We start from the raw sequence: 16764 nt of genomic DNA, 5'->3' as shown, positions 1-16764 counted from the left end.
TAGAATCACTTTGAGACAACGAAAATACATATTATCCACTCTGCTTCTGCTTGCAGGTATCAGCCTGTTGGCGTGGGGAAACAGTATAGCCAGTGTCTTTCCACTTGGAAATACGCTTCTGTCTGTGGTAGCTCCTCCCGACACGGCAAAGAAAGCCGCGCCCGTTATTCCGCAGATAGAGATTGACGAGGAAGTAATTCCCGACTCGCTGCTGCATCCCCGTTGGAAGGTGCAGCGCACTACTCCCATTACTTATGGTGATTTGGAGCGGGGAACGCTGGACCTTTCCCGTCCGGAGAATATGAAGCAGACGGTGGAATATAACGATACGCTCGACAGATACATCATCGGTAACAAGATAGGCGACACCTACGTTACTGCACCTATTATGATGACTCCCGAAGAATATCGTAAGTGGAGCGAGAAACGCAGCTTTGCAGAGTATTACCGGTCGAAGAACAAGGAAATACTGGAGCGTCAGGGAAAGGAGAAATTCGACTTTACGGATATGCACTTCTCGCTCGGTCCGGCAGAGAAAATCTTCGGTCCGGGCGGTGTGCGCATCAAGACGCAGGGTACTGCCGAAATAAAATTCGGTGCCACGCTGAAGAATATCGACAATCCTTCGCTGCCTATCCGCAACCGTAAGACGACGACGATGAATTTCGACGAGAAAATCAACCTCAACGTGAATGGTAAGGTGGGCGATAAGGTGAATATGAACCTCAATTACAACACCGATGCTACTTTCGATTTCGATGCCCAGAACATAAAACTGCGCTATGAGGGTAAGGAGGACGAAATCATAAAGTTGGTTGAAGGCGGCAATGTGTCGTTCCCGTCCAATAATTCCTTGGTGCAGGGGGCGTCTTCCCTGTTTGGTATCCGTACTGATTTCCAGTTCGGTAAGCTGAAGTTGCAGACCGTTCTTTCGCAGAAAAAGTCGTCCAACAAAAGTGTAAGTTCAAAAGGCGGCAAGCAATTGACGCCATTTGAGATGTCGGCTGCCGACTATGAGGAGAACCGACACTTCTTCCTTTCCCACTATTTCCGTTCAAAATACGATGGCGCAATGAAGACATTGCCCAACCTTACTACGGGCGTTACCATCAATCGTGTGGAAATCTGGGTTACGAACAAGAGTGGGAATACGAATAATACCCGTAATATCATCGCATTGAGCGACCTCGGCGAGAATATGAACGTGAGTCGTACAGACCTCTGGGGCGCAGGTGGGGGAGCTGTTCCAAGCAACAATGCCAATACGGAATACAGCACCATTGCGCAGAACTATCCACAGGCGCGCAACATCGACCAGTCGGCGACTGTTCTTGACGGGCTGGGAATGGTAGGAGGAAACGATTATGAGAAACTCTCAAGTGCCCGATTGCTCAGCAGTTCTGAGTATTCTGTGAACACGGCATTGGGCTATGTGTCTCTGCGTACTGGTTTGCAGACCGATCAGGTACTGGCTATTGCGTATGAATATACCTATGGTGGGGTTACGTATCAGGTGGGAGAGTTTGCAAGCGACCGTACCGACGTGAATGAAGCACTCTTCGTCAAGGCTTTGAAGAACACGAGCAACAATCCTCGTCAGGCCAACTGGGACTTGATGATGAAGAATGTTTATTATCTTGCATCGACCGTTGAGAGGGAAAAGTTCCGATTGGATGTGAAGTTCCAAAGCGATACGGCAGGTGTTTACCTTTCTTATATACCCGAGGCGCAGGTCAAGGACCAAACGTTGATAAAGGCATTGGGGGCTGACCGTCTGGATAATAACAACAATGCTCACTCCAATGGATATTTCGACTATGTGGATGGCTACACGGTGTCCAATGGTCGTGTGTTCTTTCCGGCTGCCGAACCGTTCGGTGAGTATATGTATAACTATCTTGTTTCCAAAGGAGTGCCTGCCACTACGGCGCAGAAGTATGCGTTTGTCGAATTGTATGATTCCACAAAGACGATAGCGAAGCAGATTGCAGAGAAGGATAAGTATCTCTTGACAGGACAGTTCCGTGGAACGAGTGCCAATGTGATTTCCTTGGGCGCATACAACGTGCCTCAGGGGTCGGTGGTGGTTACGGCAGGTGGCGTTACTCTGTCGGAAGGTTCGGATTACAGCGTGGATTACAGCGCAGGCGAGGTTACGATTCTCAATCAGAGCATCATCGATGCCGGTACTTCCGTGAATGTTTCTTTGGAAAGTCAGAGCGACTACGGGCAGGAACGGAAAACGATGTTCGGTTTGAACTGGCAATACGACTTCTCAAAGAACTTTATGGTTGGCGGTACTTTTATGCATCTGTCGGAACAGGCTCTGACAACGAAGGTGAATATGGGAACCGAACCTATCAGCAATACTTTGTGGGGATTGAATATGAGTTGGAAAAAGGAAAGTCAGTGGCTCACCAATATGCTCGATAAACTTCCTTTCCTACACCTCACTCAGCCTTCACATATATCCTTTACGGCAGAGTTTGCACAGTTGCTGGCAGGGCAGAGCAGCGGCACTCAGGACAATGCTTCGTATCTGGATGACTTTGAAAATACGAAGAGCACAATCGACGTGAGCCATCCTACGAGCTGGATTATCTCAAGTGTGCCGTCCGACTTCCCCGAATCGTCCGACAAGACAACGCTTGCAAGTGGATTCAATCGCAGTCTTTTGGCGTGGTATAACATTGATCCGCTCTTTACTCGTCAAAGCAGTACGCTCACGCCGGGGCATATCAAGAGCGATTTGGAGCAACTTTCCAACCATTATGTGCGTGAAGTGTATGTCCACGAACTGTTCCCTAATCGCGACCAGAGCAGTTACAACGGTTCAACTTCGACACTTCCCATCCTTAATCTCGCTTATTATCCTGACGAACGTGGCCCGTACAACTTCAGTACAAGTTTGGATATAAACGGCCGTCTTGCCAATCCACGCCAGAGATGGGGAGGTATGATGCGGAAGTTGGACACCAACGACTTCGAGACTGCCAATATAGAGTACATAGAGTTCTGGATGCTCGACCCATTCATCTATACCAACAATCAGGCAGACGCAAATGCGTATGGAGGCGACTTTTATATAAATCTCGGTGAAGTGTCGGAAGACGTGCTGCACGACGGTAAGAAATTCTATGAGAGTGGTATGCCCGTGGATGGAAGCCAAGCTTGGGCCACAACGCAGTGGGGACGCATCCCTACTCAGACCACCGTTACCTACGCATTTGCGACAACCAGCGGCAGCCGAGCCTTGCAGGATGTGGGATTCAACGGCTTGACAGACGCAGAAGAACAGCAGTTTGAGTCTTATCAGGACTTCCTTACCTACGCAAGAACCCATACCAATCAGGCCGTGTTCGACTCAATATGGGCCGACCCTGCCAACGACGACTATCATTATTACCGTGGAACGGACTGGGACCGCATTCAAGCACCAATCCTTCAGCGTTATAAGAGAATCAACAATCCACAGGGCAACTCGCCCGATTCTGACAATCGTAACGAGCGTTACGATACTTCCTACAAGACCACGCCTGATGTGGAGGACATCAATCAGGATTATACGCTGAACGAATACGAGAAATACTACCAGTATAAAATCAGTATTCGTCCGAACGACCTTGAAGTGGGACAAAACTATGTGGTGGACAAACGCGTTGCTTCGGTGAAGCTGCGCAATGGAAAGACACAAAATGCCACTTGGTACCAATTCCGTATTCCATTGACCGAATATCAGAAGCGTGTAGGATCTATCAACGACTTCACGAGCATTCGTTTTATGCGTATGTTCCTCACTGATTTCGAGAAACCTATCGTTCTTCGATTTGCTACTTTCGATCTTGTACGTGGCGAATGGCGTCTCTATCAGCAGAATCTTACCAATGCCGCATCCACATCCGGCTCAATGGCAGTAAGCGCAGTCAGCATAGAGGAAAACAATGACAAGACACCTGTGAACTATGTATTGCCTCCCGGTATCAGTCGTGAGCAGGATCCAACGCAGCCACAGCTCGTTCAAAACAACGAACAGGCGTTGGCAATGACCGTTACCAACCTCGGGAACAAGGAATCAAAGGCCGTTTACAAGAACACGACGCTCGATATCCGTCAGTATAAACGATTGCAGATGTTCGTTCACGCGAACGCCTTGGCGCAGAATACGACAAATCTCACGGACAATCAGTTGGCGGTGTTCATTCGTTTGGGTTCTGACTACAAGAACAACTATTACGAATATGAAATTCCTTTGAAACTTACACCTGAAGGTAAATATGATACGTATTCAAGACAGGACTGCGAAGCCGTTTGGCCTGTGGAGAATATGCTCGATATTCCCATTTCTCTCTTCACGGAAGCGAAGCGACAGCGAAATGCCGGCCGAGGAAACGGAACGGCAAGCTACAATCGTGAATACTCTATTTACGATGAAAAGAATCCTGCCAACCGTGTCAGCGTGATGGGTAATCCGACACTGGGCGAAATCAAGACGATGATTGTAGGTGTGCGCAACCTCTCCGGAGCAGAAAAGAGCGGCGAAGTGTGGCTGAACGAGCTTCGTCTGCTGGAGTTCAACAATGAAGGAGGATGGGCTGCACGAGGACAGTTGAACATCCAACTGTCAGACTTCGGTACGGTAGACGTGAATGCAAGCCACAGCACCGACGGATTCGGTGGACTGGAGCAGGGAGTGAGCGAGCGCAAACAGGAAAGCAACACGGATGTGTCCGTTACCGCCAGTCTTGAACTGGGCAAGTTCTTCCCCGACAAGGCGAAGGTTTCCGCACCTTTATATTATAGTGTAACCAAGAGTGAGAGTCGTCCGAAATACAATCCTCTCGACACCGATATGGAATTGGATGCTGCTCTCGATGCGGCTGTCAGTCAGCACGAGCGCGATTCCATTGAGTCTATTGCCGTAACGAAGCGCACAACGACCAACTTCTCGCTGTCGAATGTGCGTGTAGGCATTCAGACCAAGAGGCATCCGATGCCTTACGATCCTGCCAACTTCTCATTCTCGTACAGTCATTCCCACACACGCACAACCGGTGAGACCACCGTTTACGAGACAGAGGACAACTGGCGCGGAGCAATGAATTACAGTTGGACACCCGTTTACAAGTCGTGGGGACCGTTCAAGAAACTTATCAAGAGCAAGTCGAAGTATTTCGACATTCTCAAACGCTTTGAATTGAACTGGTTGCCGCAGAATATCGCATTCCATACAGAGCTTACCCGTAACTACTACGAGTTGCAGGAACGCGATATGGAGTCTACCGAGAACTCAATGCTGCCGCTCACTTTCAACGAACAGTTCCTTTGGAACCGTGATTTCTCGCTCCGTTGGGATTTCACGCGCAACCTCCATGTAAACTTCCAGAGTGCCACGCACGCCGAAATAGAGGAACCCTACACGCCAATCAACAAGGACTTGTATGCCGACCGCTATGAAGCGTGGAAAGATTCCGTGTGGACGAGCATCAAGAACCTCGGAACGCCACTCGATTATCAGCAGAACTTCACGCTTTCCTACCAGTTGCCGCTGAATATGATTCCGATATTCGACTGGCTGAATGCCGATGCCAACTATACGGCAGCCTATACTTGGGTGAGAGGAACCAACCTCGAGAACGGAACTTCGTTGGGCAATACGATTACAACCAACCGTATGCTCAACATCAACACGACCTTGAACTTCGAGCGTCTCTACAATCATATTCCGTTCCTGAAGAAAACAAACGAACGGTTCAACAAGCCAATGACGAGACCGACAGCGAAAAAACGGGAAAAGATCAGACTCGGCAAACAGACACTCGCCGGGCAGAAGGAAGATGAGGATAAGAAAAAGGAACTGCCCAAGAATGCAAAGAGCTTTGAAAAGGAGATTACGATACCTGCCGATACGGCAATCATAGTTTCCCATTCCAAGAAGACGAAGCGTCTGAATCTGTCGCTGAAGGATGCAGACGGCCATTCCGTGAAACTGAAGTGGAAGAAACTGGATGAAAACCGTGTGAAACTCTACAACAAGACTGACTCCATTCTGCGCCTGAAAGTTACCGTTACGCCGAAAGAGCCACTCGACGACAAGGGATGGTACAAGACTGCACAGGTAATAGCGCGGGGATTGATGATGGTGCGCAATGCAAGCATATCCTATCGCAACCAGTATTCTATGTCGTTGCCGGGCTTTATGCCTACTATTGGCGATGCTTTCGGGCAGACGCGTGGTCAGGGAGCGATGTCGCCGGGGTTGGATTTTGCGTTTGGAATGGTTGGCGACAGCTATATTGATAAGGCAAGGGAAAACAACTGGCTCCTGATGAACGACAGCGTAGCTACGCCTGCCACCACCAATAAGACGGAAGATTTGCAGCTGCGCATCACGCTCGAGCCGATTCGCGACTTGAAGATCGACCTTAATGCGAGCCGCACGGAAACGAAATCGAAGAGTGTTCAGTATATGTATGTAGGCAATCCTACCACACAGAGCGGATCACTCACGATGACAACGCTCTCGCTGGGCACGGCATTTGAAAGTATGGGCAATGCAAACAACGGTTACAGGAGCACGACGTTTGAGAAGTTCGTGCATTCGCTTGATGCCGTGCGCAATCGTGTTGAGGCTCAGTACCACGGAGCGAGCTATCCACTCTCTTATGGTGGCGGAAAGTTCAATCCGAGCGTTGGACGCGTGGACAAGTATAGTGCCGACGTGATGATTCCGGCTTTCCTCAATGCATATACAAGTATGAGTGGGAACGGACTGAACATCTTCCCGACGCTGAAGAGTATGCTGCCTAACTGGACTGTCCGTTACAGCGGCTTGTCCCGTCTGCCGTTCTTCCAGCAGTATTTCAAGAGCGTGAACATCAATCACTCATACAAGAGTATCTTTGCCATCGGTTCCTATCAGAGTTACAGCACGTGGCAGGAATATATGAACGGTCTCGGATTCGTTGCCGACGCTGCTTCGGGCGCACCTGTCCCAAGTTCGATGTACAATATCTCGCAGGTGAGCATCAATGAGGCCTTCTCTCCATTGCTGGGTGTGGACGTTACGATGCAGAACAACCTCACGGCACGATTGGAATACCGTCAGACGCGCGTTCTCTCACTCTCAATGACGAGTGTTCAGGTAAACGAAGCCACTTCAAAAGACTGGGTTGTGGGCATCGGCTACCGTATTAATAATGTGAACCTCTTCGGTGGGCGCAACACCCGATTGGTAAAGAACAACAAGAAAAAGAATGGCAAGGCGGCAGAGCAAAGCGGCCAGAACAATTCCATCAGCCGAAACAATGGCGGACTGAACCGAGACCTGAACCTGCGTCTCGACCTGAGCTACCGCAAACAGGCTGCCATTACGCGCGACATTGCGACGCTGGCTTCGGCTGCATCCAGTGGAAACACGGCATTCAAGGCTTCGTTTATGGGCGACTATACGTTGAGCAGAATGATAACGGCGAGCGTTTATTACGATTTGCAAATCAACACGCCGTTGTTGTCGTCGAGCAGTTATCCTACTACGACACACGATTTCGGTGTAAGCCTTAAGCTCAGCCTTACGCGATGATACATTAAATCCTCCTCATCCCGAGTTTGGGATGAGGAGGTAAAAGAAATAGTTGATGAACCGGCAGGCAGACGTGTTCATTGCCTTGTGGTTTCTGCTTTATTTTCCATTATATTCCCGACATATACTAAGGTAATAATACCTGTAAACTCGTTCATTTATTATCCTGTTGCCTTTCAGTTCGGGATTTCTCTTGAACCTTGCCCCCCATTTGTGTAAAATATTTTCAGTCTGAAACGCTGTCGAAATAGCTTTATTGCACATTTGCCTTGCAATCTTCGCAAAAACGTTCGTCAAACGTGCGAAGAATGCAAGGCATTTTTGCGAAGATTGCAGAGCGAATGGAGTGTATTCGTAAGCGTCTGTGTGCCAGTTGTTTTGCATTCGTGCTATGTTTCTTTTTCAAAAAGCGACGTGTAAATATTTTTGCTTGTCAGTTGGTTCGCTTTCGTCATCCCCTGTCAGTCCATATTCTGTCCAAACGTAAGCGGTGAATGATGGGTGCAGATGAATATGCCGTGTTTCAATTCCGTTTCATAGCATAAAAAAATTACGTTTTGCTTGCTCTAACGAATTATTTTGGTTAATTTTGCAAACGTAAAACCAATTTTTATTTCGAATGGACGATTATCTTGCGGATACGGAAAAGTCATAACGTGAGGATTGCAACCAACTGTTGCTAATCCCCACCATTAATTATTATTTGGAGGTTAGCAGCAAATGAAAACATATTGGAACATTAGCGGAAATCTGAATCCTATCAAGGAATGGCAGCCAAACTGCTGGATTCAGGTAACTTGCCCGACAGAGCAAGAACAGCAAGAGCTGGAAGAAACATACAACATACCCGATTACTTTATCTCTGACATCAGCGATACCGACGAGCGTGCCCGTTATGAATACGACGACGGCTGGATGCTCATCATTCTGCGTATCCCCTATGTGAAGGAGATACGTTCCCGAACGCCTTACACCACCGTTCCGTTGGGTATTATCCACAAGCGCGACGTAACGATAACGGTCTGCAATTTCGAGACGAATATGATGCTCGACTTCGTTTCCTATCAGCAGAAGCGCGGGGAAGGATTCACGGACTATGTTGATATGATTTTCCGTCTCTTCCTAAGCTCAGCCGTGTGGTATCTGAAGCGTCTGAAGCAGATCAGCAGCTTGATAGAAAAAGCAAAGCGAAACCTCGACAAGGAAGTGAACAACGAGAGCCTGATAGGATTGAGCCGGTTGCAGGATTCGCTCACTTACTTCGTTACATCCATTCGCGGCAACGAGAATCTGCTTGCAAAGCTGAAGTTCAAGTTGCAGGTCGATGAACTGGATGCCGACCTGATTGAAGACGTCAATATTGAGATGAGTCAGGCGCGCGAAACAACGAGCATTTATTCCGACATTCTCGAATCCACGATGGACACCTATTCGAGCATCATCAACAACAATATGAACACGATAATGCGTACGCTCACTTCCGTGTCCATTATTATGATGTTCCCGACGCTCATCGCCTCTCTTTTCGGTATGAATCTCGTGAACGGAATGGAGAACAACAGTTGGGGATTCCTCATAGCCTTGGTGATTTCGGTCTGCGTTTCGGGTCTTACGTGGTGGATATTGAGGCACAAGCGACTGATTTAGCATCGGGAAAATCCGTTGCTGTGACTGGTAAATGAAGAGAGATTCAGCATCCAATAATCGATACAATAATAAAACAACAGAGAAAGATACAATTAATTTTGAATACCTGTTTGGCAAAAACCTTTATATAAATTAGGTGGTTTAAAACTTTTTATCTAAGTTTGCACATTAATTAAAGAATAAGTTGCAGCCATAGAAAGCACAGAGCTGTGCAGACTATGCACAACAAGCATTGAAACAACCGAATCATAAACTAAAAAGTGAAATGATGGACTCTCAAGAGATTGCCCTCAACCAAGGGACAGAAGAAGTGAAGCAGCAGGAAAATGCTGCCGAACAGCAAGTAAACGAAACTGCACCAGTGGCAGAAGTGCAGGCAACTGAAGAAGTTGCAGAAGAGAATGCCAGTGAGAATGCAGCTGTTCAGCAGGCTGAAGAGAAGAATGATGCTGCAATGAAGACCTACAACTCCAAGAAAGAGATTGTAGCGCGCATCAAGGAACTCTCTGCCAGCGAGGAAACTCCCGAAAAGGCTGAAGTAGAATACTTGAAAACAACATTCTATAAGTTCCACTTTGCTGAGCGCGAAGCGCAGCAGAAGGCTTATTTGGAGGCTGGCGGCGATCCGGAGCAGTATCAGGTGTTTCCCGATGAGGACGAGGAAGTCTTCAAGGCGGAGATGTCCGTCATTAAGGAAAAGCGTCAGAAGGCTTTCCTCGAACAGGAGACCTTGAAGCTGGAGAACCTTAAAAAGAAGGAAGCCATCATTGAAAAGATAAAGGCAATGGCCACGACTCCTGAAGAAGCAAACAAGAGCTTTCAGGATTTCAAGGCTCTTCAGCAGGAATGGAAGACCATAAAGATGGTTCCGGCTGAGAAGAACAACGAGCTTTGGCGCAACTATCAATTATATGTAGAGCAGTTCTACGACCTGTTGAACCTCAATCGCGAAGCCCGCGAATACGATTTTAAGAAGAATCTTGAGAAGAAGACGCAGATTTGTGAGGCTGCTGAAAAGTTGGCAGACGAAGACGACGTTATCAGCGCGTTCCATCAGTTGCAGGAACTGCATCAGGAGTTTCGCGAAACAGGTCCTGTTGAGAAGGAACTTCGCGAACAGGTGTGGGCACGTTTCAAGGCAGCGAGCACCGTTATCAACAAGCGTCATCAGCAGCATTTTGAAGAACTGCGTGCAAAGGAAGAAGACAATCTCGTAAAGAAGACAGAACTTTGCGAAAAGGTCGAGGAGATTGCAAAGCAAGAAATCAAAGGGTCTTCGGATTGGGAGAAGTTTACAAAAGAAATTATAGAAATTCAGGCTGAATGGAAGACCATAGGTTTTGCTCCACAGAAGATGAACGTGAAGATCTTTGAGCGTTTCCGTGCTGCCTGCGACGACTTCTTCAGCCGAAAAGGAGAGTTTTTCAAGAACTTGAAAGCGCAATTCTCTGAGAATGCGGTAAAGAAACAGGCTTTGGTTGAAAAGGCACAGGCACTGGCTGATTCGACAGACTGGAAAGCTACGTCCGACAAACTCATTGCCTTGCAGAAGGAATGGAAAACCATCGGTATGGTGCCGAAGAAACAGGGCGACCAGCTTTGGAACGATTTCCTCGCTGCCTGCAACAAATTCTTCGAAGCCCGAAATGCCGTTCACGCAGGTGCAAGAAACGAGGAACAGGAAAATCTCAAGAAAAAGAACGAGATTATCGACCAGTTGAAGCAGTTGGCAGAAACTGCCAAAGACAATATACAGGAAGAAGTTCATAAACTCACGGAGGAATATAATAAGGTGGGACACGTTCCTTTCAAGGAAAAGGACAAGGTGTACAAGGCTTATCACGAAATTCTCGACAAACTGTATAAGGAACTCCACATAAACGCATCACGCCGTCGCATTGACAACTTCAAGAATAATCTCAAGAAGGTGGCAAGCCGTGGCGAAAATGCACTCGACAACGAGCGTGGACGATTGATGCGTCGCATTGAACAGTTGAAACAGGAAATCAATACCTATGAGAACAACCTCGGTTTCCTCAACATCAGCAGCAAGAAAGGCAACAGCCTGATTGACGAAATGAACCGCCGTATCCAGAAACTGAAGGATGATATGGAGGAAATCAAGCAGAAGGTAAGAGTTATCGACGCTGAAAACAAGGATTAAACTGAGATTCAATCAGTATATATAAAAGGCATTCCGCAAAGGAATGCCTTTTGTTTTCCCTAAAATTGATGCCATTTTTGTCGTTTCCCATTGAATTTTTGTTGCAAAAAGGTAGAAATGACAGATTTACAGGAAATATTTATCACTACATTTCCTTTTTTTACATTACTTTTGCAAAATCAGCAAAGCCTGTTTAGACTGAAATATTAATCAACACATAAACATTATGACTATTACAATGATTATCCAGCTATTAGTAGTGCTGATAGCTTTATGGGTAGGCTCGCGTTATGGAAGCCTTGCGCTCGGTGCAATTTCAGGTATCGGACTTGCGTTGCTCGTATTCGGGTTTGGGCTTAAGCCGGGAACGCCTCCTACCGACGTTATCTACATCATCATCGCTGCCGTTACTTGTGCAGGCATCTTGCAGGCTTCGGGAGGAATGGACTGGCTGATTCAGATTGCCGAACGCCTGCTGAGAAAGCATCCCGACCGTATCACTTTTCTTGCTCCCATCTGTACGTTTTTCCTTACCGTGCTTGTGGGTACCGGACACGTGGTCTACACGCTGATGCCTATCATTTGCGACATCGCCATCAAGAAGGGAATCCGTCCTGCACGTCCTTGTGGCGTAGCCAGTATTGCATCGCAGGTGGGCATTACCTGCTCTCCAATCGCCGCTGCCGTAGTGGCTTTCGTTACTATTTCGGCAGCAAATGGTTTCGACATTACCATTCCGAAAGTGCTGATGGTTTCCATTCCGGCCTGTCTCTGTGGCCTTATCGCTGCCGCGGCAGCGTCCTATCACCGTGGTTTGGACTTGGATAAAGACCCTGAATTTCAGAAGAAACTTCAGGATCCGGCACAATATGAGTATATTTATGGTGGTTCTGCCACCACACTCGACAAGGAAATAAATCCGAATGCCAAGCGCGCAGTCTACATTTTCTTTGGAGCTTTGTGCGTTATCGTGCTCTTTGCCGTATTCCAGAACCTGCTTCCCAGTTACACGGAGATACAAGTGGTAGACGGTGGACCTGAAAGCATTACGCTTCCCGGTGGCGTAACCGAGACTGCACAGCAATTGGCAAAGGCAGGTGTTGTTATGGCAGGCGTAACCGAACAGGTAACGAAACACCAGAAGATGAATCTTGTCATTCAGATCATTATGATTTCCGCCGCAGCATTGATGATTATCTTCTGCAAGGCTTCGCCGAAAAAGGCTGTCGGAGGTGCAGTTTGGCAGAGTGGAATGGTGGCTGTGGTGGCAATCTACGGCATCGCTTGGCTCGCCGACACTTATTTCAGCAATTATATGAACGAAATGCAGACGATGCTGGGCGATATGGTGGCAGCCTATCCGTGGACAATTGCGATAGCTTTCTTCCTTGTTTCGGTGCTTATCAACTCTCAGGGGGCGGTGGTCGTTGCGATGTTGCCGTTGGCTTACACGCTCGATATTCCCGGATATATTCTTCTCGGCGTGCTCCCGAGCGTCTACGGCTACTTCTTCATCCCGAATTATCCGTCTGATATTGCGACTGTGAACTTCGACCGGACAGGTACAACGGTTATCGGCAAATACTTGTTGAACCACAGTTTTATGATGCCGGGGCTTGTTTCCGTGCTCGTCAGCACGCTTGTGGCCTATATGCTGTCTGCCTTTTACCACGGAGTATTGGGGATTTACTAAGTGAAATATGCCGTGAATGCAAGGCCTATGAAGTTTATTGTGAGTTGTTTCAAATACAGAATCCTGTTCAGGCGCAGCCGTGAATGCTGGCGTACAGGAAGAAAACAACAACTTAAAACTTCATCGGTCTTGCATTTACGGCTTTGTTTTTTGTGAAGAATCTTGACAAAACCCTCTTTATAATTCGATTATTTCGGACAAACATTTTTTATTTTTCAAATATACGAATTATGGATGTGCGTTGTTAAGTGATTGTTTGTCAGCCGTTTGTTATAGATTTGGGTAATGTGTGCATTAAATTTACGCAGAAAAGTTCCTAAATGAAACAATTAATAGGAAATAACGACCTTGTTTCTGCTCCTTCTCTTCACACTTTCATCTTCCATTCTTGCGTCAGGCGCATTCCATTTGTCGCAAGAATGCAAAACGTTCTTCGGATAATGGGAGTGAAAGGTTGCCGGAACTGGTTGATTTTTGTCCGATTACGGCTGTTCTTTTTCCAGATTGCAGAAAAATAATGTGCGTTTTTTGGTAATGAAATTTTACAGTATATGCGTGTTCATAACCGACAGCCATAATAGGCAGTTCCGTTTTTCATTCCGAACATTTTGCTTATCTGTTTTCAGCCGTTTGCAACGGCAGTGGAAGAAAGACAAATGGACAAGTTTAGCTTTCGCAGTCTCTCCAATTCCGTTTTGTATAGATTGAATTTTGCACTTGCAAAGGCGGAAAACAGAAGAATATTTATTTGAATGATAAAAAAATGTGGATTTTTCTTTGTTATTTAATGAAAAGGTAGTAACTTTGCAAACGCAAAAGCATAAACGATTGCTTAGTATTGGGATATGGTGTAATGGTAACACTACAGATTCTGGTCCTGTCATTCTTGGTTCGAGTCCGAGTATCCCAACAAAATGAAACCAAATAACTGATAATCGGTTGTTTGGTTTTTTGTTTTCTCTGAATCCATCTCGCATTTCTGCTTCCATTATAAGAAAATACTTCTTCATTTGGGGAGTTTTTCATACCATATTGATGGTATTTTCGGCTAAAAACTGTTCTGAAAAGGAAAATAATGGCTTGAAAATAAGGTCGAATGGAAATTAAATCGTAGCTTTGCAGTATAATAACTGAGTTTAATAATAAAGTAAAAAGATTGTAGATATGAAAGTATTAGGATATTTATTCCCCTCATTAAAAGAAGAATCAAAGTTTTCGGCAGCCCTCCTTTTGGGGCGTTTGGTATTTGGATTGACATTTGCCAGCCACGGTTTGAGCAAGTTGCAGAACTTCGATGCCACGGTAGCAGCCTTTCAGGACCCGATAGGTTTGGGCAATGAGCTGTCGGTGGTATTGGTTATCTTCGGCGAATTGGTTTGCGGCATAGCCTTGGCATTGGGATTCCTCACGCGTCTGGCAGTCATCCCGATGATATTCTCAATGTTTGTGGCTTTCTTCGTGGCTCATCAGGGATCGTTTGCAACGGGAGGCGAGTTGGCATTCATCTATCTCATTATCTTCATCGGCTATCTCATTGCAGGGCCGGGTAGGATTTCTGTCGATGGACTGATTGGAAACAGGTTAAGCAAGAACTGATACATTTATTTATAAGGAAGTGATGCTCCTCTTGGCCAGAAGGTCAAGAGGAGTTTTTTATATAGAAAAATGAAATAAATGAGACCTGAAACAGATTATTTTTCTACCTTTGTACTATCTGTAACTTTAAGCAGTAAACAGCCTATGAGACGTCTTATTTATCTTCGGACTTTGGTATTGGTATTCATTATTGGTGCTTTTTCCGTTTCGTTGTATTCAAAGGATAAGGTAAAGAAACTGAAAGTGCCTTCTGCCGAACGTATGCAGGCCATCAACGATTCAATTCTGGAGGAAGGACTGCGGCTGTATGCCTATGAGATTACTCAGTGGCAGGCGGCTGACAGTCTGATGAAATACGGCACGAGGAACATCGACAGGATTGACGGCACGGCTATGATGGCAGTCGATGACCATACTTGGAAATTCATTTATGTGTCTTTAGCCAGTCGGGAGGTTCTGTTTGAATATATTTTGGACACAAATATCAATAAAGGAAAATGGTGCGGCGAGGTCAGACCGATAACTCCCGACGAGGAAAGACTTGCAAACGTGAAGCGTACTGTTCAGACAAAAGCAATAGAATTGAAAGGAGACAGCATCCGGCTGACGAGCACTGAAGGGCTAAATTGGGATTGTGTTCCACTTCTGAATGGTGGATACAGGCTGTATCTGCTCCGTGGTACTACGAAAAATGGCGTGCAGCCGATTGGCGATGACTATTCGTTCGACTTTGACGCAAGGCTGAATCTGACCTCTTGGCGCAGGTATCACCGCACGTTCTTGGAGATACCGGCTGTTGTGGAAGGTAGGAAAATGAGAGCTTTAATCCATTCGCATACAGACCTTACGCCTTATATTACTCCGACGGATATAGCAAACTTTATGCTCTACGGCTACAATTTGTATGGCATTACGCAGATGTATGTGCTTCAGACGGCTTTCAAGGAAGACTATTGCACGATGTTTGATGCTGAAAAGATGCAGCTCGTCTCTTTCCCTGCCAAGGTAATGGAGAAAATAATAAGTAAGTGATTCGAAAAACATATCTTAACGGAAATGCCTTCTTCCCTTTGATGATTCAAGGAGAAGAAGGCATTGTTGTATGGATAGTGCGAGGCTTTCGTGCAGGATTATCTTATCTGAATAATGTATTCGCTCATAAAGCTGGCACCGGGCAGCAGATGGTTCATAAGATGGCGGTCTTTGAATTCGCCCGTGTAGTCAGTTGCGTCTGCTATGCCATACCACGGTTCGATACATAGGAAAGGTGCATTCTTGCCGTAGGGAGTCCAGATGCCGACAGCAGGTGTGTTGAAGTGAACCGATACTTCGGGTTCGCCCCTTCTGTTTAGTAATTGAACATCGTGCAACTGGCAATTATCGAAAATCAGCGCATCGTTCCTGAAAGTTTCTTCGGTAAATTCCAGTATGCCTTCATCGGTTTCCATATCCTTGCGCGATGGTTTCCGGTAGCCTTCGTGCGTGAGTTCCGTGCGTTTAAGGTTTTCTGCGTCCATTTTCAAGTAGCCGTGAATGGGCTCTCCTTCTGTAATGTCGGGGAGGTTGAACGCCGGATGCCCGCCAATCTGGAAGTGGATATCCTTGTCGTCCGTGTTCTGAACGTGCCATACCACGTGGATTTTGTTGCGTTCCAGTCTGTAAGTAACGCCGAGAATGAAGCGGAAGGGAAACTTTTTGTAGGTTTCTTCCGTGTCGTGCATACTGAACGTGAGTTTGTTGCTGTCCTTTTTGATGAGACGGAATGCTGTGTCGCGCGCAAAACCGTGCCGTTTGGATTCATATTCTTTGCCGTCTATGTGGAAAGTATCGTTCCAGACTGCCCCGACGATGGGGAAGAGGATAGGGGAATGGCGAGTCCAATACTTCGGATTGCCCTGCCATAGGTATTCTTTTCCGTTTTCGTCCTTAATGCTTGTCAGTTCAGCTCCAATTTCCGAAACTTTAATGGTCAGGAAGTCATTTGCTATTTGTTCCATAATTGCGTTGTTTCTAAATTATAATATATTTGCAAAGATAGTGATAATTTATGATAAATTTATATGTTTCAAATTGAAAGTGAAAGAC

7 protein-coding genes and 1 tRNA gene are annotated in these 16764 nt (G+C 46.4%); 7 read left to right on the top strand and 1 reads right to left on the bottom strand.

The annotated features are described in order from the left end of the window. Positions 1-10 precede the first annotated feature (10 nt). The 7 genes from sprA (at position 11) to P150_RS16050 (ending at position 15711) form a co-directional block, all read left to right on the top strand. Positions 11-7579 (top strand): cell surface protein SprA, encoded by a 7569-nt coding sequence (gene sprA, locus P150_RS0105505; RefSeq protein ID WP_028896814.1) that lies wholly within the window; start codon positions 11-13, stop codon positions 7577-7579. A gap of 720 nt (positions 7580-8299) precedes the next feature. Beyond that, entirely contained in the window at positions 8300-9226 is a 927-nt protein-coding gene (locus tag P150_RS0105495) for a magnesium transporter CorA family protein (RefSeq protein ID WP_028896812.1), read from the top strand. Between the two features lie 265 nt (positions 9227-9491). Next, positions 9492-11390 carry a DUF349 domain-containing protein gene (locus P150_RS0105490; protein ID WP_028896811.1) on the top strand — a complete coding sequence of 633 codons (1899 nt, stop codon included), beginning with the start codon at positions 9492-9494 and terminating at the stop codon, positions 11388-11390. Positions 11391-11616: 226 nt separating this feature from the next. After that, positions 11617-13083 carry an anaerobic C4-dicarboxylate transporter gene (locus P150_RS0105485; protein WP_028896810.1) on the top strand — a complete coding sequence of 489 codons (1467 nt, stop codon included), beginning with the start codon at positions 11617-11619 and terminating at the stop codon, positions 13081-13083. An 839-nt stretch (positions 13084-13922) separates the two neighbouring features. Beyond that, positions 13923-13993 (top strand) — tRNA-Gln (locus tag P150_RS0105480). Positions 13994-14247: 254 nt separating this feature from the next. Beyond that, complete coding sequence (locus P150_RS0105475) at positions 14248-14679, top strand: DoxX family protein (RefSeq protein WP_028896809.1); 432 nt, start codon at positions 14248-14250, stop codon at positions 14677-14679. A 144-nt stretch (positions 14680-14823) separates the two neighbouring features. Further along, positions 14824-15711 (top strand): hypothetical protein, encoded by an 888-nt coding sequence (locus tag P150_RS16050; RefSeq protein WP_051617566.1) that lies wholly within the window; start codon positions 14824-14826, stop codon positions 15709-15711. Between the two features lie 98 nt (positions 15712-15809). Here P150_RS16050 and P150_RS0105465 read toward each other — a convergent pair whose 3' ends face one another. After that, positions 15810-16676, bottom strand: a complete 867-nt coding sequence (locus P150_RS0105465; protein WP_028896808.1) for an aldose 1-epimerase family protein — start codon at positions 16674-16676, stop codon at positions 15810-15812. Positions 16677-16764 lie beyond the last annotated feature (88 nt).

The sequence above is a fragment of the Prevotella sp. HUN102 genome (assembly GCF_000688375.1).
GTDB lineage: Bacteria > Bacteroidota > Bacteroidia > Bacteroidales > Bacteroidaceae > Prevotella.
The sequence above is the reverse complement of the archived record's forward strand: the minus strand, read 5'-3'. Positions and strand labels throughout refer to the sequence as shown.